The 21,967-nt window shown below is 72.6% G+C and carries 16 protein-coding genes; 5 read left to right on the top strand and 11 right to left on the bottom strand.

The genetic code is table 11. The features are described from left to right. Positions 1-33 precede the first annotated feature (33 nt). A complete protein-coding gene (locus PPSIR1_RS14680; protein WP_006971861.1) occupies positions 34-882 on the top strand; it encodes a TauD/TfdA dioxygenase family protein in 849 nt (282 codons plus the stop codon). Here the strand turns inward: PPSIR1_RS14680 and PPSIR1_RS14675 are convergent. Further along, complete coding sequence (locus tag PPSIR1_RS14675) at positions 867-1,916, bottom strand: glycoside hydrolase family 16 protein (RefSeq protein ID WP_006971860.1); 1,050 nt, start codon at positions 1,914-1,916, stop codon at positions 867-869. The genes PPSIR1_RS14680 and PPSIR1_RS14675 overlap by 16 nt on opposite strands. A gap of 215 nt (positions 1,917-2,131) precedes the next feature. Here PPSIR1_RS14675 and PPSIR1_RS14670 point away from each other — a divergent pair, with 215 nt between their 5' ends. Then, entirely contained in the window at positions 2,132-3,202 is a 1,071-nt protein-coding gene (locus PPSIR1_RS14670) for a vWA domain-containing protein (protein ID WP_086001333.1), read from the top strand. 64 nt (positions 3,203-3,266) lie between these two features. Beyond that, a complete protein-coding gene (locus PPSIR1_RS14665) occupies positions 3,267-4,643 on the top strand; it encodes an OmpA family protein (protein WP_006971858.1) in 1,377 nt (458 codons plus the stop codon). A 9-nt stretch (positions 4,644-4,652) separates the two neighbouring features. On the opposite strand, the gene PPSIR1_RS47840 is transcribed toward PPSIR1_RS14665, so the two are convergent. The 9 genes from PPSIR1_RS47840 to PPSIR1_RS14615 all read right to left on the bottom strand — a co-directional run bounded on the left by PPSIR1_RS47840 (position 4,653) and on the right by PPSIR1_RS14615 (position 17,539). Beyond that, positions 4,653-6,824 (bottom strand): hypothetical protein, encoded by a 2,172-nt coding sequence (locus PPSIR1_RS47840; protein WP_157595556.1) that lies wholly within the window; start codon positions 6,822-6,824, stop codon positions 4,653-4,655. A gap of 128 nt (positions 6,825-6,952) precedes the next feature. Beyond that, positions 6,953-7,318, bottom strand: coding sequence for a VOC family protein (locus tag PPSIR1_RS14650; RefSeq protein WP_006971855.1), 366 nt, complete (start codon positions 7,316-7,318; stop codon positions 6,953-6,955). A gap of 25 nt (positions 7,319-7,343) precedes the next feature. After that, positions 7,344-8,636, bottom strand: a complete 1,293-nt coding sequence (lysA, locus tag PPSIR1_RS14645) for a diaminopimelate decarboxylase (RefSeq protein WP_006971854.1) — start codon at positions 8,634-8,636, stop codon at positions 7,344-7,346. A 25-nt stretch (positions 8,637-8,661) separates the two neighbouring features. Then, on the bottom strand, positions 8,662-10,590 hold the full coding sequence (locus tag PPSIR1_RS14640; protein ID WP_006971853.1) for a proton-conducting transporter transmembrane domain-containing protein: 1,929 nt from the start codon (positions 10,588-10,590) through the stop codon (positions 8,662-8,664). After that, the gene (locus PPSIR1_RS14635) at positions 10,580-12,331 is read right to left on the bottom strand and encodes a proton-conducting transporter transmembrane domain-containing protein (protein ID WP_006971852.1); all 1,752 of its coding nucleotides are present in this window, start codon (positions 12,329-12,331) and stop codon (positions 10,580-10,582) included. The genes PPSIR1_RS14640 and PPSIR1_RS14635 overlap by 11 nt, the downstream gene beginning before the upstream one ends. Continuing rightward, complete coding sequence (locus tag PPSIR1_RS14630) at positions 12,328-14,730, bottom strand: hypothetical protein (protein ID WP_006971851.1); 2,403 nt, start codon at positions 14,728-14,730, stop codon at positions 12,328-12,330. The genes PPSIR1_RS14635 and PPSIR1_RS14630 overlap by 4 nt, the downstream gene beginning before the upstream one ends. Position 14,731: 1 nt before the next feature. Then, on the bottom strand, positions 14,732-15,073 hold the full coding sequence (locus PPSIR1_RS14625) for an NADH-quinone oxidoreductase subunit NuoK (RefSeq protein ID WP_006971850.1): 342 nt from the start codon (positions 15,071-15,073) through the stop codon (positions 14,732-14,734). After that, positions 15,073-15,624, bottom strand: a complete 552-nt coding sequence (locus tag PPSIR1_RS14620) for a YeeE/YedE thiosulfate transporter family protein (protein ID WP_006971849.1) — start codon at positions 15,622-15,624, stop codon at positions 15,073-15,075. The genes PPSIR1_RS14625 and PPSIR1_RS14620 overlap by 1 nt, the downstream gene beginning before the upstream one ends. A 19-nt stretch (positions 15,625-15,643) precedes the next feature. Then, on the bottom strand, positions 15,644-17,539 hold the full coding sequence (locus tag PPSIR1_RS14615; protein ID WP_006971848.1) for a GNAT family N-acetyltransferase: 1,896 nt from the start codon (positions 17,537-17,539) through the stop codon (positions 15,644-15,646). 466 nt (positions 17,540-18,005) lie between these two features. Between PPSIR1_RS14615 and PPSIR1_RS46055 the strand changes: the two genes are divergently transcribed. Then, the gene (locus PPSIR1_RS46055; RefSeq protein ID WP_086001331.1) at positions 18,006-18,368 is read left to right on the top strand and encodes a PilZ domain-containing protein; all 363 of its coding nucleotides are present in this window, start codon (positions 18,006-18,008) and stop codon (positions 18,366-18,368) included. 58 nt (positions 18,369-18,426) lie between these two features. Here PPSIR1_RS46055 and mnmG read toward each other — a convergent pair whose 3' ends face one another. Then, positions 18,427-20,178, bottom strand: a complete 1,752-nt coding sequence (mnmG, locus tag PPSIR1_RS14610; protein ID WP_045116025.1) for a tRNA uridine-5-carboxymethylaminomethyl(34) synthesis enzyme MnmG — start codon at positions 20,176-20,178, stop codon at positions 18,427-18,429. A 103-nt stretch (positions 20,179-20,281) separates the two neighbouring features. On the opposite strand from mnmG, the gene PPSIR1_RS14605 reads away from it, so the two are divergent. After that, a complete protein-coding gene (locus tag PPSIR1_RS14605; protein ID WP_006971845.1) occupies positions 20,282-21,832 on the top strand; it encodes an SGNH/GDSL hydrolase family protein in 1,551 nt (516 codons plus the stop codon). Positions 21,833-21,967 lie beyond the last annotated feature (135 nt).

Genomic DNA, 21,967 nt, shown 5'->3' with positions numbered 1-21,967 from the left:
CCCAGCGAGCGCGCGCGTCATACTCCGCGCGCCATGCAGCCCAGCATCCACCCCCTGACGCCCCCCGTCGGCGCCGAGGTCCGCGGCGTCGATCTCCGAGCCCCGCTGAGCGCCGAGCAGTCCGAGTTTCTCGAGGCCGCGCTGCTCGCCCACGGCGTGCTCTTCTTCCGCGACCAGGACATCTCGCCCGCCGATCACCTGGCGCTCGCGCGGGCATTCGGGGAGCCCGTGCCCCACCCCTCCTTCCCGAGCGTGCCGGGCTTCGACGCGGTCAACATCCTCCGGGTCACCCCCGACGAGGAGCCCAAGATCGACACCTGGCACACGGACATGACCTTCCTCGAGGCGCCGCCGCTGGGCTCCATCCTGCGCGCGCGGGTCCTCACCGAGTGCGGCGGCGACACCCTCTTCGGCAGCACCATCGCCGCCTACGACTCGCTCTCGCCCACCATGAAGCGGCGCCTCGAGGGTCTCCGCGCCGCGCACAGCTTCACCCACGGCTTTCGCCACAGCCTCGCCGAGCCCGACGCCTCGCCCCGGCTGCGCGCCGCCGCCAAGGCCCACCCGCCGCGGGTCCACCCGGTGGTCCGCGTCCACCCGCGCTCGGGCAAGCCCGGGTTGTTCGTCAACCGCCTGTTCACCACCCACATCCTCGACCTGCCCGAGCGCGAGTCCGACAGCCTGCTCGCCTACCTCTACGAGCACCTCGAGCAGCCCGAGCACACCTGCCGGTTCCGCTGGTCGCCCAACGCGATCGCCTTTTGGGACAACCGCTGCACCATCCACCGCCCGGTCAACGACTACTGGCCGGCGCACCGCGAGCTCGAGCGCGTCACCATCGCGGGCGACGTCCCCGTCGGCCCAGCTCAGCCCGCCTCGTAGACCCGGACCCAGTCCACGGTCATGCGCTGAGGAAAGACCGTGGTCTCGTCTGGAGACCCCGGCCAGGTCCCGCCCACGGCGACGTTGAGCAGGAGGTGGAAGTCCTGGTCGTAGGGCGCCGGGTAGTCCGCGGCCTCGGACCACCACTGGCTCTGGGTCTGGACGTGCTGCCCGTCGACGTACCAGCGGATCTGCGTCTCCTCCCACTCGATCGCAAACACGTGGAAGTCCTCGGAGAAGTCGCCGGACTCGAGGCTGTAGCCGTGGCTGCCAAAGTCCGGCGGGACGCTGGCGCTCGAGGTGTTGGTCGGCCACTCCCCGCCGTAGTGCAGGGTGCCGTAGACCGTCTCCGGCTCGTGCCCGACGAGCTCCATGATGTCGATCTCGCCGGACGCCGCCCAGCCGCCGTAGACCCAGTCCGTGGGCAACATCCAAAAAGCCGGCCACAGCCCCTGGCCCTTGGGGAGGCGGATGCGGGCCTCGACGCGGCCGTAGGTCCACTGCGCGAGCTGGAAGGTGCGCAGGCGGGCCGAGGTGTAGTCGCGGGTTCCGTCGGGGCCGGTGTACTGCTCCTCGAGGGCCTCGATGACCAGCGCGCCGTCTTCGATGCGCGCGTTCTCGGGGCGGTCGGTGTAGTACTGCAGCTCGTTGTTGCCGCCGCCGAGGCCGTCGACCTCGAAGGACCAGTTCGCCGGATCGATGGCCTCGGCGAAGTCGTCACACCAGACCTGCGTCCACCCGGGCGGCGGCGCGTGGTCGCAATCTCCAGCGAGCGGCCCGGTCTCTTCGCCGCTGTCTTCCGAGCTCTCTTCGCCGGTCTCTCCGGAGCCGTCCGAGCTGCTGCTCGTGTCCGTATCCGTGGTCGTGTCGGTGCCCGTCGTCGTGTCCGTGCCCGCCTCGTCGTCGCGCTCGCCCTCCGACGCCGCGCCCTCGTCCGTGGGCTGCGGGATCCCGCCGTCTTCTGCGGGCGTGCACGCTGACGCGAGCGCCAGCGCGAGGACCCCAACGCCCAGCCGACAGGCCGACCCATCCACGGAAACACGACTCGTCGTCATGGGCCGAGCATGCGCGCTCGGACGCGAGAGCACCACCCCGAGGACAGGGCTCGGCAAAGCCAACAAGGCTCAAGACCCTCCCGAGCCTCGCGCCAGGGCCGTCCCCGAGCCCGCTCATCCCGTAGGCTGCGACGCCAAGATTTCCTCGGCGTTTGTCCGTGCCCTGCAGCCGCGATCGCGGGACACTACTAGACATGACTTGGACTCGGGATTGGATGATGTGGGCGGCCGCGGCCTTGCCCCTCGCGGCGCTCTCGGGCTGCGCCGTGCCCTGCGTCGACGACGGCCTCGGGCAAAAATTCTGCCCCGAGGAAGAGACCGCCGCCGACGAGGTCGGCGAGACCAGCCCGACCGAGACCGACACCACCGACAACGGCGACGAGGCCATGGAGGACGACGGCTTCGAGTGCCCCGTGGCCGAGGTCGAGCTCAGCCCCCAGACCCCCAACATCACCCTGCTCGTCGACCGCTCGGGCTCCATGGACGAGGACTTTGGCGGCATCTCGCGCTGGCAGGCCGTGGGCGACACCCTCCTCGACCCCGACGTCGGCGTGGTCGCGCCGCTGCAGGGCGACATTCGCTTCGGCCTGTCACTCTACGACAACCCCGGAGACATGTGCCCGCGGGTCGAGTCGACGCCCCTGGCCCTGAACGCCCTCGCCGACATGACCGCGCTCTACCAGTCGGCCGCGCCCGAGGGCGACACCCCCACCGGCTCCGCGTTGACCAGCGTCGCCGACGTCGTCGCCCAGGACCCCGACCCCGGCGAGAAGGTCATCGTGCTGGCGACGGACGGCGAGCCCGACACCTGCGCGCAGCCCAACCCCGACGAGGGCCAGCCCGAGGCCGTCGCCGCGGCCCAGGCCGCCTACGCCCAGGGCGTGCGCACGGTGATCGTGTCCGTGGGATCCGGCATCTCCGCCGACCACCTCCAGGACATGGCCAACGCCGGCGCCGGCGTGCAGCCGGGGGGCAGCGACGCGGTCTACTACCAGGCCCTCGATCAGGCCTCGCTCATCGACGCCTTCTCGGAGATCATCGCTGGCGTGCGCGAGTGCACCATCGACCTCGACACCGCGCTGCTGCCCGAGGCCATCGACTTTTGCCAGGTCACCATCAACGACGAGCCCGTGCCCTACGACGAGAGCGACGGCTGGCAGCTCAACGGCAGCTTGCAGATCGAGCTCGTCGGCGCGGCCTGTGACTCGATCCAAGACGGCGAGATCGTGATCGAGATGAACTGCGACTGCGAAGCCGTCGAATAGTCGAACCGCCGACTCCCCTCCCCGCGCGCCTCCTCCCTCTCCCCGCACTCCTCCGAGACCGTCCATGCCCCGCTCTGCGAGCGTCCCCCTGTCCCTCTCCTGCATCCTCGCCACCGCCGTGGGCCTGGGCTTCGCGCCCAGCTCGGCCCACGCCGCGCCCCCCGACGAGGGCCCCGACGCGTCCGCCGAAGGCAGCGCGTCCGTGGCCGTCGACGGCGGCGGCGCCTCGGCCAAGTCCGAGGGCAAGGCCCGGACCCGCGGCAACGAGAACGACAGGTGGATCGACCGCTGGGCCCCCGAGCCCAACATGTTCGAGGTCGGGCTGTTCGGCGGCGTCATCTTCCCGCACCCGGACCTCGAGCTGTTCCAGGACAACCCCGACGCCCCCGACCGCGGCTACCGGCGCTGGTCGCCGATCGGCCCCGACTTCGGCCTGCGCTTCGCCTACATGCCCCTGCGCCACTTCGGCGCCGAGGCCGAGGGCGCGGCCATGCCCATGCGCGTGGGCTTCGGCGAGGACGGCCCGACCAACTCCGCGACCATGTACACCGCCCGCGCGCACCTGCTGGGCCAGGTCGGCAACTGGAGCATCACCCCCTTCGGCCTGTTCGGCGTCGGGGTGCTCGGCGTCGACAGCAACGGCGACGCGGTCGGCTCGGAGGTCGACATCGGCCTGCACTTCGGCGGCGGCCTCAAGTTCTTCATCAACCGCTACGTGATGCTGCGCGTCGACGGCCGCGGCATCATCAGCAACAAGCGCGGGGTCGGGGACGGCGTGATCGTCTCGCCCGAGATCCTCGTCGGCCTGTCGATCACCCTCGGCCGCGAGCGCGACCGGCCGCGCCCGACCTTCAACGACGCCGACGGCGACGGCGTGCGCGACCGCGACGACGCCTGCCCGGAGGTGCCCGGCGACCCGCCCAGCGGCTGCCCCACGGTCTGCATCCCCGACGACGACAACGACAAGGTCCCCAACCCCCAGGACCAGTGCCCCAACGAGCCCGAGGACCGCAACGGCTTCCTCGACGACGACGGCTGCCCCGACGAGGTGCCCGAGGAGCTGACCTCGCTCAGCGGCATCATGCAGGGGGTCAACTTCGAGACCGACAAGGACACCATCACCAAGGACTCGATCCCGCAGCTCGAGCAGGCCGCCGAGGTCCTCAACCGCTTCCCCGACCTGCGCGTCGAGATCAGCGGCCACACCGACTCCCGCGGCGGCTACCAGCACAACATGGATCTCTCGCGGCGCCGGGCCGAGGCCGTCAAGAAGTGGCTCGTCGACAACGGCGTCGACGGCAGCCGGCTCGAGACCCGCGGCGCCGGCCCGGACGAGCCCATCGACACCAACGACACCTCGGCCGGCCGCTTCAACAACCGGCGCATCGAGTTCACGATCCTCGGCGGCGGCCCGGTCAGCGGCGACGGGGCCAAGAACTGAGCGCGCGCGTCAGCGCTGCGAGTGGGTGTCGAACCACTCGTCGAGGGCCTCGCCGATGGGGCCCTCGAGGCGCTGGTCGAAGGCCGCCCCGCCGGGGTCGTTCTCGTCGGTCTCGAGCACGGTGAACTCGGCCGTCTTGGGGCAGCGCGACGGCTTGCCGCGCAGGGTCTTGGAGGCGAGCTTGGCTCCGGTCTTGGCGTCGAAGAGCGTGATCTTGGCGCGCTCGGCGATGCGCCAGATCTTCGCCCCCCCGCTGTACTCGCAGACATCCACGGTCAGCTCGTCGCGCTCGACCACGGCGACGCGCTCGACCTCGCTCAGCGCCCGCATGGGCCCGACGTGGCGCAGGATCTTCTTGGCGCTCGGCTCGACGAGCAGCGCGCTGATCGAGCCCTCCTCGGCCGCCGGATCCCGGCCGCTCGCCGCCCACGCGTAGCCCGCCTCGGCCCCGCTCGCCAGCGCCTCGACGTCGTCGTCGGCCCAGGGCTGGAGCTCGACGAGCTCGACCTCGAAGTCCACGCTCTGGTCGTCGAGGTTGGTCACCCGAAAGCTGGCCTTGGCCCCGACGGCGGCGTCGACGGGCACCTGCACGTAGCCGCCCTCGTCGACCTCGGCGGCGGCGCCGTTGACCTCGACGGACTTGGGCTTCCACGGCTTGAAGCTGACCTCGAACTGCCCCGCGGGGGTCAGGGCGGCGTCGAGGCGCGCCTTCCTGGAGCTGCCGTCGTCGCCGCTGAGGGCGTAGACGATCTCGGCGCGGGCGAAGGGCTCGGTCGTGCGCGCGACCGGCTCGACGCTGACCGGGAACACCGGACGATCGATGGAGCAGGTCGTCGAGGCCGACTTCCCGTCGACGGTGACGTTGAAGGTCAGGGTCTGGAGCCCGGGCGCGAGGGGCAAGGCCGAGGCCGCGGTCATGTACACGCCGCTGGCGTTGACGGTGTCGTCGAGCTCGGGCAGCTCGGGGACCTCGACCACCGCGCCCTCGGGCAGGCGCTCCACGGTGCTGGCGTTGATCAGGGCGTCTTCCTCGTACAGCCCACACTCCACGGCCAAGCCGTCGCCCCAGTCAGGGCTGCCCATGCCGCACCCCCCGACGAGCGAGGCAAACAGCGCGATGGACGCTGTCGAGCCCAGGGACTCTAGCCGTCGTGGACGACGCCACGCCCTCCCTGCCCCACGTCCATGACTCAGTGCGGTGCGGCGCGCGTAGCGGGAACGAAACATGCGCGCCACGATGAGCGGCCCTCGGGACCTTCGCAATGCATCGCTTCGGCCACCCGCTGCCCGCCCCTTCAGCCGAGGGTCCGCGCTCGGGTCGCTCGCGGGGTCGCCCAGCCCGCCCGCCGAGCCGCGTTGCAGTAGGCCCGGGCGCTGCCGTAGCCGACCGCCGCGGCGACCTCGGCCACGCTGGTGTTCGCCGCGCTCATCAACAGCGCCGCCGTCATCAGCCTGTGGACCTTGAGCAGCGGCCTCAGCCCCTGGTAGGGCTCGGCCACCCCCGACGAGCTCCAAGAGCGCGCCGAGGCGACGACGCAAGGTCCGCTCCGGGCTCTGCGTCGCGCGCTCGAAGTCACACCACATCGGCTGCCCGTCCAGCCGCGACATCCACGGGCCGAGGGCCCCGGCGAGCTCTTGAAGCGCCGGCTCGGGCTCCCACCGCCGGCCGCGAGCCAGGCCCACGCCGAGGCCCCGGTAGAGCTCGAGCAGGCCGTCGAGGGGGCCGCCGCCGACCCCCGACTCGAGCGCCGCCGCCATGGCCTGCGTGCGTCCGCGATCGATCGCCGACAGCCGACCGAGCTCGAAGCTGCGCGGGGCCTCCCCCCAGCGCGCGTCGTAGTCGAGCATCAGCACGCAAAAGCGCCCGCCCATCCAGCGCTCGTCGTAGTGAATCTCGGGATCCAGGGCGACATCCCCCGGCCCCAGGGTGTAGCTGCGGCCCCCTCGGCGATAAAGCAGCTCGCCCTCGCGCACGATCGTCACCTGAGCCCGGCTCTGGCGGCCCTCGACGAGGTAGCCGTGGGTGGTGGGCCCGAGCGCGCGGCTCTCGAGGGTCAGGCCCCGCGACTCGACGGCGTAGGCCCGCAGCCCAGGGACCAAGAGCGAGTGGTGCCAGCGCGAGGCCCCGCCCGGAAGCGTGTTGCCCCGGCGCAGCGAGACGGCCCTGAGCTCGGCATCCAAGCTCCCACCATACAGCGGCCGAGGCTCCGAGGTGCGCGATGATCTCGGGTTCGCAGCGGCGGCGCTCGGTCACGGCTCGCTCGAGCGCCTCTAGATTTCGATAGCCGAGAACGGACCGGCCGAGACGGCTACTCGCCGACCTCCCACAGGCCCTGCTCGATCTCCCCGAGGAAGAAGATGGCGATGCGGCCGTGGCCAGGGAGCGGCATGGGCTCGACAGCGAGGCGAGCCCCGAGCGCCACGGCCTTCGCCACCGCCGCGTCGATGTCGTCGACGCGCAGGTAGGGCCGCACGAGGAGCCGCTCTTGATCGTGCATCGGCGCCCGGACTCCACACAGCGAGCCGTCGGCCAGGGTCCCCACGCGCGCGCCTCCCAAGGCGGCGTCGGGGGGCGCGAAGCTCCAGCCGTAGGCGCGCGCGTAAAAGTCCGCCGTCCCCTCGGGGTCGTCCGTGATGATCTCGAGGTAGTGGACGCAGTGGGCGGGGACCGGCATGGGCGAAGACTACCCCTGCCCCAGCTCAGCAGTCCAAGCGCAGCAGGTCGTCCCAGGTCTCGCGGCGGATGACCTGGCGGGCCTGCCCGTCCTTGACGAACACCACCGCCGGGCGCGGCACCTTGTTGTAGTTGGAGCCCAGGGAGTAGCCGTAGGCCCCGGTCACCGGGGTCGAGATGATGTCGCCGACGCGGATGTCCGCGGGCACCAGGCCCTCGCGCACGAGCAGGTCGCCGGACTCGCAGTGCTTGCCGACGAGGCGGATGGTCTTGGGCCGGTCGGCGTCGGTCGCCCGGGGCAGGAAGGTCTCGTAGCCGCTGCCGTAGAGCACCGGGCGCGGGTTGTCGCTCATGCCCCCGTCCACGGACACGTAGGTGCGCACGCCGGGGATGTCCTTGATGGTGCCCACGGTGTAGAGGGTGATCGCCGAGCTGGCGATGATCGAGCGGCCGGGCTCGGCGGTGATCTTGGCCGAGATGCCCGCGGCGGCGCAGGCCCGGCGCACGGCCTGGCCCCACTCGACGATGCCGCAGTCCGCCTCGCCCTCGACGTAGGCGACCCCGAGGCCGCCGCCGATGCACAGCTCCTCCATCCGGGCGTTGGGCCCGGTCTTGGCCTGGAAGCGGGCGAAGATGCCGGCGAGGACCTCGGCGACCTTCTCGAAGGAGCCGACCTCGAACACCTGGCTGCCGACGTGGGCGTGGAGGCCGACGAGCTCGATGGCCGGGCTCGCGGCGGCCCGCTCGATGGCCCGATCGGCGTGGCCGACCCGCACGCCGAAGCCGAACTTGGAGTCGTCCTGGCCGGTCTGGATGAACTCGTGGGTGTTGGCCTTGACCCCCGGGGTGATGCGCAGGAGCACGCGCGGCGCCGGCAGGCCCTCGGCGACCAGGGCCTCGATGCGATCGAGCTCGTCGAAGGAGTCGACCACGACCCGGTGCACGCGCTGCTCGAGGGCGTAGCGCAGCTCGGCGGTGCTCTTGTTGTTGCCGTGCAGGACCAGCCGGTCGGCGGGCACGCCCGCCTGCAGGGCGAGGTGCATCTCGCCGCCCGAGGCGACGTCGATGTGCATGCCCTCTTCGTGGGCGAGCTCGGCGATGGCCCGGCACAGGAAGGCCTTGCTCGCGTAGGCGACCCCGTCGGGGAAGGCCTCCCGGGCCTGGCGACAGCGCGCGCGGATGTGGTCCTCGTCGTGGACGAACAGCGGCGTCCCGAACTCGCGCGCGAGCTCGAGGATGTCGACGCCCGCGATCTGCAGGCGCCCGTCGGCGGTGACGCTGGCGTTGTCGGGGAGGAGCTGGGCAGGCAGGACGCTCACGGGCGGAGCCTAACAAAGACCCGGCTCAGAGCACGCGCCCGGGCTCGTCGAGGCTCATCCGCGCGTCCCCCTCGTCCTCGGCGCCCGCGTCCTCGACCTCGGCGGCATCCGCATCCGAATCGGCGTCCGCGTCCAAGAGCGCGTCCTCGGCCGCCCAGCTCGGCTGGCGCTGGAGCACCCAGTCGAGGCGCTCCTCGACGCCGACCTCGAAGGAGCCGATCGCCGCCGGCACGCGCAAGACCGCGAGCAGGTGCTGGCCGCCGATGCCCATGAGCACGCAGGCGAGGGCGCAGGCCGCCGCGACCCGGGCGGGCCAGGGACCCGGCGGGCGACGATCGCCCGGCTCGCTGACGGTCTCGTCGCCGAAGTACATGGCCGCGAGGATGCGCAGGACGACCCAGGCGCAGACCGCCAGCTCGAGGCCGACCACGGCCAGGGTCCAGCGCAGCGCGCTGTGCTCGGCCAGGGTCCGCAGCAGCCCCAGCTTGGCGACGAAGCCGGCCAGCGGCGGCAGCCCGACGAGGGACAGCAGGCAGACCGAGAAGGCCAAGGCCAGGGCCGGACGGCGCGCGGCCATCCCAGCCCAGTGCTGCATGCGGACCTCTGGCCCGCGAAAGCCCTGGCTCGCCGCGATGGCCGAGAAGGCGCCCACGGCCGCGACCACGTGGGTCAGCAGCAGGGCCAGGGTGGTCACGTAGGCCTCGTCCCCGGCGAGCTGCGCCCACACGATCTCGAACTCCGGGGCCAGCGAGCGCCCGCCCACGCCGATGTGCCCGTGGAAGCTCGCCGCCGCCGTCAGCCCGAGCACGACCAGGCTCAGCTGGACCAGGCTCAGCAGCGCGACCACCCGGGAGAGGCGGCGCTGGCCCAGGGCAGCGAGGGCCGCCCACAGCCCCGTGAGCAGCGCGACCGTCGGCAGCGCGCCGGTCCAGCCGTAGGGCTCGTTGACCAGGCGCGGGCTGTGCAGCGCGCCCACGTAGACCCGCAACAGCACGGCGATCAGCGCGCTGACCCCGACCGTCGCGTGCAGGGCCGTCACGTGCAGCGGCCCGTCCTCGGCGAGCTCGCGCCGACGCGCGAAGGGCAGCAGGCCGAGCTTGGCCAGCAAGGAGGCGAGCATCAGCAGCAGGCCCGGGAGCAGCAGGGCCGCCGGCGCGAGGCCGCGGACGATCTCGGCCCGGCCTTGCTGGATGCGCGCCGGGTCGAGCTCCGCGATGGTGTCGCCGTAGGTCGCGAACACCTTGAGCCAGCGCTGCACGCCGCCCCAGCCCGCGAACACCGAGGTCACCCGACCGCCGAGGCCGTCGAGGGAGGTGCTCCCGAGGGCCGCGAAGGTCAGGGCCAGGCCGAGCACGAACAATCCGCTGGCCATGAGCGAGGGGACCAGCTGGCCGAGCACGGCCCCGCGCTTGGCCGGCGTCGACGCGGCGTCGTGCGTGGCCAGCATGCACACCAGCGCCGACACGGCGAGGAGCTCGGCGCCGAGCCAGACCACCAGCAGGTCGCCCGCGTGGGACAGCGTCAGCGCGCCCACGCCCCCGAGCAGGAGCAGGGCCTCGCGCTCGCCAAAGCCCCGCCCGCCCGAGCTGCGCGCGGCCCCGTGCTCGCGGGCCAGGGCGATGACCCCCCCGAGCGCGAGCAGGATCAGCGCGTCCATCAGCGTCGCCGTGGCGTCGACGACCAGCGCCCCGTCGAGGACGTAGGCGCCCTGGGCCTGGGTGACCCCCGGAAGGACTTCGGGCAGGGTCTCCCCCGTCCCGCGCAGGTCGAGGCGACCGAGGCTGACCCAGCCGGCGAGGCCGACGACGGCCAGGGCGACCCCGCGCAAAAAGCCCGGCTCGCGCGCGCGGGCGAAGGCGTCGAGCAAGAGGGTCAGCAGGGCGCCCAGGGCGAGGATCCACAGGGGCGCGACGGCCCACAGCTGCGCCGCCAGGCTCGGGGCGTCAGTCGTCATGGTGCCCTCCCGCGTGCGCGTCAGCTGCAGCTGTGGCTCGGCCGTAGAACTGCAGGATGCGCGCGCCCGGATCCAGGCACACGCTCTCGAACTCGTCCCGGACCCGGGGCCGCGGGCTGTTGCGCGCCTCGATGGCCAGGCAGCGGCCGAGGTGGAGGCGCTCGACGGCCTCCTGCTCGGCGGGCTCGGTGCGCGCGATCAGGGCTCCAGGCGCGACGCCGATGACCAGCGCCAAGACCATCGCCGCCGCGCCCACGAGGGTCTCGCGCAACGACAGGTCCACGACCCGATCGCCCAGGCCCGGCCGCGGGCTGCCCCGGCTGGCCTGCCACAGGCGCACGAGCAGGCCCAGGGTGCCCACGCCGAGGGCGAGGATGGCCAGGGCCGTCCACAGCCCGGGGCGGAGCAGCTCGAGGCTGCCGTCGCGCAGCACCCCGACGACGATGGCCAGCTCGCCGAAGAAGCCCGCGCTCAGCGGGGCGCCGGCGAGGACGAGGATCGACAGCAGGCCCAGGCTCACGGCCCGGGGGGCGACCGCGGCCCAGCCAGCCAGCTCGCCGAGGTCGCCCACGCCGCTGCGGCGCAAGGAGTGAAGCACCGCCGTCAGCGTGATCAGCCCGAGGCCGTGGGCGAGCACGAAGGGCCCCAGGCCGACGCGCGCGGCGACGTTGCCCGAGAGCGCCGCGACCACGCCCAGGGCGAGGTGCAAGAGCGCGGCGTGGGCCAGCAAACGCCCAGGCTCGCGCTCGGCCCAGCACACCGCGGCGGCGTACACGGCCCCGATCGCCGCGAGCCCGGCGAGGGTCTCCGCCCACACCCCCGCGCTCAGCGGGAACAGCGGGAGCGCCACGCGCTGCAGCAGGAACAGGCCCATGGCCGTCGACGCGCCGAGCATGACCGCGACCACCGGCGTGGGCCCGCTGACCCCCAGCTGCACGGTCCAGGTGTGCGCGGGAACCAGGGGCAAGCTGACCAGCACGGCGACGATGACCAGGCCAAAGCCCAGCGCCTGCGTGTTCGCGTCGAGGGTGATCTGCTCGAGCACGGCGAGCTCCCAGCTCAGCACGCCTCCGGTCGCGTGGGCGTGGCCGACACCCACGAGCGCCACCGCCCCGAGCAGCGCGCCCGCGCCGACGAGAGCGTGGGCCGCGTAGCGCCGCGCCGCCCGGGTCCGGCCGGGCACGCCCGTGCGCCCGTCTCCGCGCTCACCGATCAGCACGGCCGCCAGGACCACGCCCAGCTCCCACCCGCCCACGAGCACGACCAGGTCCTGGGCGAGCAGCACCGTGACCCAGGCCGACTGCAGGCCGAGCATGCCCACGATCAGCGGCGGCTCGCCGGGCTTGGGGTCCCCGCCGGTCATGATCGCGAGGGGAAAGAGCAAGGCGACGAGCAGCAGCCAGGGCACCGCCGTGCCGTCGAGGGCCAGCGACCAGCGCACGCCCAGGCCGGGGATCCACGCGCGGCTCACGGCCAGGCTGGGCAGCTCCGGGACCAGCTCGGCGCCGGCCCCCGCGGCGTTTGCAGCCTCTGCAGCAGCCTCTACGGGCGCGGTGGTCTGGAGCGCGAACAGCAGCGCCAGCAGCACGACCGCCTCGATCAGCGCGCCGACCAGGCCGAGGCCGCGCACCAGCGCCGGCTCCGAGCGGGGCAGGGCGGCGATCAGCACGGCCATCAGCCCGGGGATGAGCACGGCCCAGGTGAGCAGCTGGGGCGCCAGCGCGAGCAGGGTCTCGGTCACGGCTGGCCCTCCGGTGCGGGCGCAGGGAAGTCCGTCTCGCCCCCGTCGGGGCGCGGGTCGCCGGGCTTGCGCTCGAACTGCAGCTGCTGGCGCCGGGCGTCCTCGACGCTCCGCGGCAGGGGCTGGGCCGCCTCGCCCTTCGCCCCCCCTTTTTCTTTGTCGCCTCCAGCACGGATCAAGCGCGGGCGCAGGCCGCCGAAGCCGTAGCCCTCGGCCGGCAGCAGGCTCGAGACGTGGGGCTTGGCGTAGAGCCAGCCGAGCACCAGGGTCACGCCGAGCATCAGGCCGACCACGCCCCGCCGCGAGCCCGACAGCAGCCACGCCCGCCGCGTCGGCCCGCGCGGCAAGCTGCGGGCGAGGTCGCGGAGCAGCACGGCGAGCACCCGGGGGCCCTCCTCGAGCGCGCCCCGGCCGACGCCCTGGGCCGCGAGCTCGGCGACGCCTCGAGCGAGCAAGGTCAGCCCGGCCCACAGCTTGCGCGGGCCGTCGAGGACCAAGCCAGCCGCCCGCACCGGACCCGCCAGGACCCGCTCGTCGCCGCGGCGGAAGCGGTCGCGGGTCCACATCCACGCGAAGCCGGTGACGATCGCCAGCACGGCCGCGCTCCCAACCCGCCACGAGCGCGCGAAGTCAAAGCCCTCGCGGAAGTCCTCGCGCAGGCCCAGGGGGGCCCCGCCGTGGCCACCGGCGACGGGCAGCATCTGGTCGAGCCACGCGATGGGGCTCGGCGCCAGGCCAAACCACGATCCGATGAAGGCCAGCCCGAGCCCGAGGCTGAGCAGCGACAAGAGCACCAGGGACAGCCAGTCGAGGCCGTCCGCGCCCTCAGCCTCGCCCGCTCGCCCGCGCACGCCGAGCTCTTCGTACCACAGGCGCGCGACCGCGGCCGCGTGCACGAAGCCCACCGCGAGCACGGCGAAGGCGGCGAACCATGCGTAGATCGAGCCGAGCAGGCTCGTGCGGCCGAGGACGTCGACGAGGGTCTGCGCGAGGGCGGCGAAGCCCAGCCCCGGCGCGATCGCGGCGGCGCTCCAGCACGCGACCCGAGCGACGCGCCCCGTCCACAGCGGCAGCGCCCCGCCGACCTCCGCCCGCGCGGGCAAGAGCAGCGCGAGGCGCAGACCCAGGCGCCCGACCCCGTGGGCCAAAACCAGCGCCACGAGGGTCCGCCACGAGCCCACACCCAGCGCCATGAGCATCAGACCGAGCCACGCGACCCCCGTCCCAGAGACGCCACGGCGACCCCGCAGCGCCCGGGCGCCCCGGCGCTCGTGGCCAGCTCCGCGCCCGCCCTCGGGCCGCAGCAAGGCCGCGCCAGCGCCCGCCAGCGCGACCACCAGCCCGACCACCGCGACCACCGCGAGGACCGTGGGCGCGAACGCGAGGATCCGGTTGTGACGCAGGAGCAGGTAGACCCCCGCCGCCGGGACCAGCACCGTCTCGAGCACCGCCTCGACCGCCGAGGGGCCCGACCAGGCCAGGGCCAGCCCGCGCGCGAGCACGGCCGCGACGAAGATCGCCGCGAGCAGCTCGGCCACGGGCGCGTTCAGCAGCCCGCGCTCGAGCAAGATCAAGCCCACGTCCGGCGACCACAGCAGCGAATGGTCCAGGCCGATGCCCGCGACGACCAGGGCGACCGCGGCCGCGCCCAGGGCCAGGTCCGAGCTGACGCCGATCACCAAGACCCGGCTCGCCGCGCTCGCCCGCGCCTCGTCGCCCAGGGGCGTGCCGCTGCGCTCGCCTCCCCCGCGCGAGCGCGCCACCGCCACGGCCCCGCCGAGGCCGAGCAGCGCCCACCCGAGCGCGCCCAAGGCCAGGTTCGAAGCCAGGATCACCAGCACCGCGCCGGCCTCGAGCAGACCGAGCAGGCCCAGGTCCCGGACCGCCGCGATCGCGGCCTCGCGCACCTCGGGGTCGCCGTCGAGGCGCCCGTCGATGGCCGCGAGGGCCTCGGAGTCGGCGCTCAGCCAGGTCCGCGGGCCAAACTCGGGGCCCAGGCCCAGGTCGCGCAGGCCCGCGTTGCCGCCCAGGAAGACCCGGGCGATCGCCGCCAGGACGGCCACGCTCAGGGTCGCCAGCATCGACAGGCGATCGCCCACGAGGGTCAGGCTCAGGCGCAGCTCGCCCGAGTCGCTGCCGCCCAGCCGCCCCGGGACGAGCCAGTCCGGCCACGGCGTGTGGGCCAGGCCCCGGGGGTCGTCGGGGATCGCCAGCAGCTCGATGCCCTGGACGCAAAACAGCGCGCACAGGGCCATGGCCCCGAGGCCGAGGTAGTGGGCGAAGAGCACCAGGCGGCGCGAGCCCAGGATCCGGGCGCCGACGCGGGCGCCGAACACCGCCAGCAAGCCGACGACGCAGGGGAAGAGCACGCACACCCACAGCGGAAAGTCGCGGGCCACCTCAGCTCCCCTCCCCCTCCGAGCGCGCCGCCCAGTCCTCGGCCCAGTCCTCGAGCCAGGCCACCGGCGAGGACTCCGGCTCGCCCGAGCGGATCGCGCGGACGACCACGGCGGCCGCGATCGTGACCTCGACGAAGCCGACCAGGACGATGAGCAGCGCGGCGACGCGCCCCTGCGCCGCCCCGTGAACCGGGACGTAGGCGCACAAAAGCACCGCGGCGGCCATGAACATCAGCTGCACCGAGAGCAACACGGCGATCAGCGAGCGGCGCAGCGCAGCGCCCCCCAGACCCAGGGCGAACAGCGCGATGCCGAAGTAGAGGTAGTGGGTCGTGGGCAACATCAGCGTCCACCCTCCCCGGTCGCTGGCGAGACCATCGACAAGACCCCGGCCAGGACCGCGCACAGGGCCAAGAGCGCGACCACCGTCGACGGCCACAGCCAGGCCCCCTCGGAGCCGAGGCTCAGCCACGCGGCCTGGCTCGACTCGGCGAAGCCGCGGGGCGGCTCGGGGGCCTCGACGACCTGCCGCGAGCCCGTCGCGAGCAACACCCAGATCAGCGCCGCGACGCCCGAGCCCGCGAGGATCCAGTAGCTCCACGGGCGCGCCCGCGGGGGCGTGGCCTCGGTGTCCGCCTCGCTCGACTGTGTCCGCGCCGTCGCCCGAGCCAGGTGATCGACGCCAGCGAGCAGCCCGAGCACCCCGGCGCCCGCGAGCACGACGAGCGCGGCGACGGAGCCCGCCCCGAGCTGAACCAGGGGCACGGCGGCGGCCAGGATCGACACGGCGAAGGCCGCCAGGGCACGATCGAGGCGGCGGGCCGTGACCGCGTAGCCGGCTCCGCCGAGGCACAGCAGCGCCGACGCGAAGAAGGCCACCGAGGCCGCGCTCAACTCGCCCCCTCCAGCGCGCTCACTGCTCCTGCGTCAGCTCGTGGGCCATGCACAGCGCGCCCTCGCTGTACGCCGCCTCGAAATTCGACAGCGCGCGCAGGCTCGGCTCGATCTCGTCGAAGTCCATGGTCACGAAGCCCAGCTTGCGCGTGAAGAACTCGGCGGTCTGGCCCGCGATCAGGTTGACCCAGCGCGCGCCCAGGCTCCGAGCCCGGCGCATGATGCTGTCGGCCAGCACCCAGCCCAGGCCCTCGCCGCGGGTCTCCGGCGCCACCGCCAGGCCAAACAAGAACGCGCGCTCGCCCGCGATCTGCAGGTGCACGCAGCCGAGGATCGGCGGCATCGCCTTGCCCTGCGCCTCGGCGGCCTCGCGCCGCTCCCGGCTCGGACGCAGGACCAGGGTCTCGACGGCCTCGGGGTCGATGAGCCGCGCCATGCCGCAGGTCTCGAGCAGCGTATTGATGGCGCCGAGGTCCTCGGTGTGGCCAAAGGTCACCGCGTCGCCAAAGCGCTCGAGCAGGGTGTCCGCCAGGCCCCCGAAGGCCCCCGACGAGAGCAGCACCACCGTGTCACCAGGGGCCGCGTGTTCGATCACGGCGTCGCCGAGCTCGGCGATGCTCCCGTAGTTGGACGCCGTCGCGCCCCGGCTGCGCAGCGCACTGGCGAGCGCGGTCGTGTCGAGCACCTGCCCGTCGGGGACGCGCTCGGGCGCGTAGACCGGAGCCACGTAGACCCGCGAGGCCGCGTCGAAGGCCGCGGTGTAGCCGTCGAAGAACACGTCCCGGCGCGAGGACGACGAGCGCGGCTCGAAGCACACGTGCAGCGCCCCCTCGGGGTAGCGCCGCCGCAGCGCGCGGATGGTCAGATCGACCGCCGTCGGGTGGTGGGCGAAGTCCTGCATCAGGCGCACGCCCTGGACCACGCCGAGCAGCTCCTGGCGGCGCTTGACCCCGCGGAACAAGCGGATGGCCTCGCCCAGGGCCTCGACGCTGTAGCCCTCGGAGCGCGCGACCGCGAACGCGGCCGTGATGTTGGCGAGGTTGTAGGCCCCCGTCAGCAGGGTCGAGAAGCTGCCGACCAGCGAGCCCCGCTCGTACAGCTCGAAGGCAGTGCGCCGCGCCCCGGGCCGGCTGGTCACGCGCACGCACCAGGTCGCCAGGTCCTCGCTGGGCGCCTCGCCGCGATTGAGCACGCGGTAGCTCTGGACCTCGCACTGGGCCTTGGCGGCGACCTCGACCGCGCCCTCGTTGGCCGCGTCGATGACCAGCAGCCCGTCCGCGGGGATCAGCTCGACGAACTCCACGAACGCGTCGCGGATCTGCTCGTAGGAGTCAAAGATGTCCGCGTGGTCGAACTCGACGCTGGTCAGGATCGCCTTGACCGGCCGGTAGTGCAGGAACTTCGACTTCTTGTCGAAGAAGGCCGTGTCGTACTCGTCCCCCTCGAGCACGATGACGTCGCCGCGCCCGAGGTGAGAGCCGCGCCCGAGGTTCTGGGGCACGCCGCCGATCAAGTAGCTGGGGTCCGCCCCGGCCACGCGCAGCAGCCAGGTCAGCAGGCTCGAGGTCGTGGTCTTGCCGTGCGTGCCCGCGACCACGAAGGATCGGCGCTCGCTGAGCAGGCTCGCCGCGAGCATGCTCGGGAAGCTCTCGAGGGGGACGTCGCGGGCCTTGGCGGCCAACACCTCGACGTGATCGCGGCGACAAATGTTGCCGACGACCACCCGATCGGGGCCCCAGTCGAGGTGCGCGTCCGCGTAGCCTTCGAACACCGGGATCGCGGCGCTCTCGAGCTGCGTCGACATGGGCGGATAGAGCGGACCGTCCGATCCGCGCACCTCGTGGCCGGCCGCCTTCAACAGACCAGCGAGGGCGCCCATGCCCGTGCCGCCGATGCCGATGAAGTGGACCTTCATCGTAGCGCTCCGCTGCGAGCCACAGCCGACCAGAGAGTGGGCCATCGAGCTTGAAAGAGGTGGGCCAAGGCGGGTGCATTGTGCTCGGCGAGGGCCCTGGGTCAAGACGGGACGCCGAGCGCGCAGGCCTGGGGGGCGCCCAATGTGTGGATTTTCGTGCCGCGCCGAAAAGAGATCTCCATTCCAAAATGCGCAGCAGGCACCGCTCGATCCGCGCCAGACCCTGCTGGCTCGCATTCGAACCCCGCTTTCTCCGCTGCTGTCCTTTGGGTCTAGATGCCCGTTTTTCCTCATTGGTGCATTTTGACCCACTCGGTGACTTCAACGTCGCTCCGAGCGTGGCTCTCACCCATCTTTCAAGACCTGTCGAAGACGTAGTCTAGCCACCACAAAAACTTCCCAATTATGCTGTTTTCTAGCGATTCAGGCGTTTTTTCAACGACTTCGTTAGTGCTATACGGGGAAAGTGGAACTCGCCGTGAGTGACTCGACCTCTTCCGCCGAACGTCGCGCCCGTCCGCGGGTGTCGGTTGCCATCGAGCTCAAGCTTCATGCGCCAGATCATCACTACATGCTGATGTCGCGCACGATCGATCTATCGACCAATGGAGCGTTCGTTCGGACAAACCGGCCGCTGCCTCCTGGGGCGACGGTGACACTCGCCTTCAACCGAGGCGTGAACCGCAACCCGCTGATGCTCGAAGCGGAGGTCGTTCGCTCCGGCACGGCCGACGGCGGCCGCCAGCGTGGCATCGCCGTGCGCTTTCGTGACATGAGCGATCTCGACGAGTCGCTGCTGTCCGAGCTCATCGATCGCACCCGCTCCTGATTCCACCAGAGCGACCCCTCGGCGCCCGCCGTCCCGCCACCTGGGACCGCGGGCGCGGTCAATTTTGGCGGGCGCGCTGGCGCTTGAGGATCCGGGCGTGGGCCCACACGCACGACAGCGCCGCGGGGGTCATGCCGGGGATGCGGGCTGCCTGGGCCGTCGAGCTGGGCTGGACCCGAGCCAGGCGCTCGGCGGACTCACGGGTCAAGCCCTCGATGGCGAAGTAGTCGAGGTCCGCCGGAAGGGGCAGGTTGCCGGTCTCGCCGCGGATCCGCGCGACCTCCCGGCGCTGGCGCTCGAGGTAGCCGGCGTAGGTCTTGCGGGCCCGGGCCTTGGCCACGATCCAAGCCTCCTCCCCTTCCTCGTTGGCTCGTCCGTCGACGCACGCCGCGACGCGCTCGAGTCGTCGCAGGATCCGCTCCCAGCGCGCCGTGGGGATCAGCCCGTGGGCGTGGGCGATGCCGGCCAGCCGCTCGTCGGCGTTGTCCTCCCGCAAGAGCAGGCGGTACTCGGCCCGCGACGTGAACATGCGATAGGGCTCGTCGCAGCCGACGGTGACCAGGTCATCGACGAGCACGCCGCCGTAAGCCTGGTCGCGGCCGAGCTCGAGGGGCTCGCGACCGAGCAGGCGCAAGGCCGCGTTGGCCCCGGCGAGCAGACCCTGGATGCCCGCCTCTTCGTAGCCCGAGGTCCCGTTGATCTGCCCGGCGAAGGCCAGCCCCGGGATCGCGTCGCTGGCCAGGGCATGGTTGAGGGCGCGCGCATCCACGGCGTCGTACTCCACCGCGTAGCCCGGCCGGACGATGCGCGCGGCCTCGAGCCCCGCGATGCCGCGGACCATCTCGACCTGGACCTCGGCGGGCAGGCTGGTCGAGATGCCGTTGGGGTAGATCAGCGCGTCGGGCTGCAGGCCCTCGGGCTCGAGGAAGATCTGGTGGCGCTCGCGGTCGGCGAAGCGCACGACCTTGTCCTCGATGGAGGGGCAGTAGCGCGGGCCCACGCCCTCGATCTGCCCGGAGTACATCGGCGACTCGTACAGCCGCTCGCGGATCAGCGCGTGGACCTCCGCGTTGGTGTGGGTGATGTAGCAGTGCGCCTCCGGCAGACGCGGCGGCGCGTCGGGCTCGTCGGGGGCACAAAAGCGCGGGAAGGGGTCGTCGCTGCCCTGGGCCTCGAGGGCGCCCCAGTCGATGGTCGTCCGGTCCAGGCGCGGCGGCGTGCCGGTCTTGAGCCGGACCAGGCGAAAGCCGAGCGTGGCCAGCTGGGTCGACAGCTCCGTCGCCGGGGCCTCGCCCACGCGGCCGCCCGGCGTCTTGGTCGAACCGGTGTGCAGCACACCGCCCAGGAAGGTCCCGGTGGTCACGACCACGGCCTGGCCGGCCACGCGCTCGCCGTCGGCGAGGCGCACCCCGGTCACCGCCCCGTCGTCGCCGACCTCGACCGCGACCACCAGGCCCTCGCGGACGACGACCCCCGGGTGGTCCAGGATCGCCGCCTGGGCGAAGGCCCCGTAGCGCAGCTTGTCGACCTGCAGGCGGGTCGAGTGCACCGCCGGCCCCTTGCTGAGGTTGAGCTTGCGGCCATGGATCGCGCAGGCGTCCGCCGCCTTGCCCATGAAGCCGCCCAGGGCGTGGATTTCGTGGACCAGGTGGCCCTTAGCCACGCCACCGATGCTCGGGTTGCAGGGCGTCTGCCCGATGGTCCCGACGCTGCCCGTCACCACCGTGACCGCCACGCCCAGGCGCGCCCCGGCGAAGGCCGCCTCGAGGCCGGCGTGACCAGCCCCGACTACGATCATCCTCGCGTCCATGGTCGCGGCGGAGTCTAGCAAGAGACTGGGATTGCGCTGTCGCGTAGACTCAGAGGGTCGGCCAGAACAAGTCCTGTCCGCCCCTCTATCTATTTTAGCCGTCGTGGACGACGCCACGCCCTCCCTGCCCCGCGTCCACGACTCAGCCCGCACCATGCGCACCGCTGTTTTCCGCGTGACCTTCGTCCTCGCCCTCGCGGTGGGAGGCTGCGCGGACGACTCGGAGCGACCGCCCGCCCTCGATGACGACGGGCTGACCGGGACCGAAGGCGCCGACGAAGCGGGCGAGACCGAAGCGAGCTCGACGACGGACACCTCGCCCGACCCGCGCCCCGACCTTGGCGCCTCGGACGACAGCGCGGCGTCCGAGAGCGAGGACGAGTCGAGCGACACCGGCGGCGAACCTCCCCCTCCCCTCAGCCCGCCGCTCTACCCCGGCGGACGCGTCCACTCGCCCATCACCGCCGCCACCCTCGAGGCCCTCGCGGCGATCCGCTCGGCCGCCCCGGCGGCCCCCGAGGACCTGTTCATCAAGGTCGGGGCGTCGAGCACCGTCAACACCAAGACCCTGTACTGCTTCGCCACCGAGCCCGTAGACCTCGGCGACTACGAGGCCCAGCTCGGCCCGAGCCTCGACTTCTTCCTGCTCGGCGACGCGGGCGAGACCACGCCCTTCGACCGCGACACCCTCGCCGCCGAGGTCGGCAAGACGGCGGGCTGGGCCATCGACGGAGACCCCTCGCCCGTCGAGGCCGAGATAGCCGCCGTCCACCCCGAAGGCTCGAGCCTCGCCCTGGTCCACTACGGCGCCAACGACATGCAGCAGGGGCTGACCTACGCCTCGGCCCTGCCCGGCTACCACGCGAACATGAGCGACCTGCTCGACGGGCTCATCGACGCGGGCGTCGTGCCGGTGGTGTTCGGCATCTCCCGGCGCCTCGACCAGGCGCCCGCCGATCTGTGGGTCCAGAGCTACAACGCCGTCGCCCGCGGCCTCGCCCAGGCCCGGCAGGTCCCCTTCGTCGATCTGCGCGAGGCCCTCGAGCCCCTCGGCGGCTACGGCTTGTCCAACGACGGCCTGCACCTCGAGGGCTTCCCCGGCGGCGCCTGCCTGCTCACCCCGGAGGCCCTCGAGCACGGCTACAACGTCCGCAACCTCCTCGGCCTCGAGGTCCTCGCTCGCCTCGAGCGCGCGCTCGTCGACGAGGCCCCCAGCGATCCCGACGACGCGTCAGTGCTCGTCGGCGACGGCAGCTTCGAGGACGCCTTCGCCATCGACGCCCTGCCCTTCGCCGACACCCGCGACAGCAACGACGGACCCGGCGTGTTCCTCGACGTCTACACGGGCTGCGGGAGCAGCGCGGACGAGTCCGGGCCCGAGCACCTCTACCGCCTCGAGCTCGACACCCCGACCAAGCTCCGCGCCCTGGTCCTCGACCACAGCGGCGTCGACGTCGACGTCCACCTGCTCGACGCGAGCGCGAGCGAGGCCGGCTGCATCCTCCGCGACGACCGCCTGATCGAGACCGCGCTCGAGCCCGGCACCTACTATTTTTCCCTCGACACCTACGTCAACGGCGAAGGCGTCGAACAAGGCGGCGAGTACACCTTCGCCGTGCTCGCCTGCGAGGCCAACGATCCCGACTGCACCTGAGTCGTGGACGTGGGGCAGGGAGGGCGTGGCGTCGTCCACGACGGCTAAAATAGTCAGAGACTGTGAAAATTTCACAGTCCCTGAGTCGTGGACGTGGGGCAGGGAGGGCGTGGCGTCGTCCACGACGGCTTAAAT

Origin of the sequence: Plesiocystis pacifica SIR-1, from assembly GCF_000170895.1 — a bacterium.
Classification (GTDB): Bacteria; Myxococcota_A; Polyangia; order Nannocystales; family Nannocystaceae; genus Plesiocystis; species Plesiocystis pacifica.
This window is presented reverse-complemented; position numbering and strand designations above follow the sequence as displayed.

Bases quoted from the DNA above. Each gene is read 5' to 3' on its own strand.
- PPSIR1_RS14680 (WP_006971861.1), top strand. From the start codon at position 34: ATGCAGCCCAGCATCCACCCCCTGACGCCCCCCGTCGGCGCCGAGGTC.
- PPSIR1_RS14670 (WP_086001333.1), top strand. From the start codon at position 2,132: ATGACTTGGACTCGGGATTGGATGATGTGGGCGGCCGCGGCCTTGCCC.
- PPSIR1_RS14665 (WP_006971858.1), top strand. From the start codon at position 3,267: ATGCCCCGCTCTGCGAGCGTCCCCCTGTCCCTCTCCTGCATCCTCGCC.
- PPSIR1_RS14650 (WP_006971855.1), bottom strand. From the start codon at position 7,318: ATGCCGGTCCCCGCCCACTGCGTCCACTACCTCGAGATCATCACGGAC.
- PPSIR1_RS14640 (WP_006971853.1), bottom strand. From the start codon at position 10,590: ATGACGACTGACGCCCCGAGCCTGGCGGCGCAGCTGTGGGCCGTCGCG.
- PPSIR1_RS14625 (WP_006971850.1), bottom strand. From the start codon at position 15,073: ATGTTGCCCACGACCCACTACCTCTACTTCGGCATCGCGCTGTTCGCC.
- PPSIR1_RS14615 (WP_006971848.1), bottom strand. From the start codon at position 17,539: ATGAAGGTCCACTTCATCGGCATCGGCGGCACGGGCATGGGCGCCCTC.
- mnmG (WP_045116025.1), bottom strand. From the start codon at position 20,178: ATGGACGCGAGGATGATCGTAGTCGGGGCTGGTCACGCCGGCCTCGAG.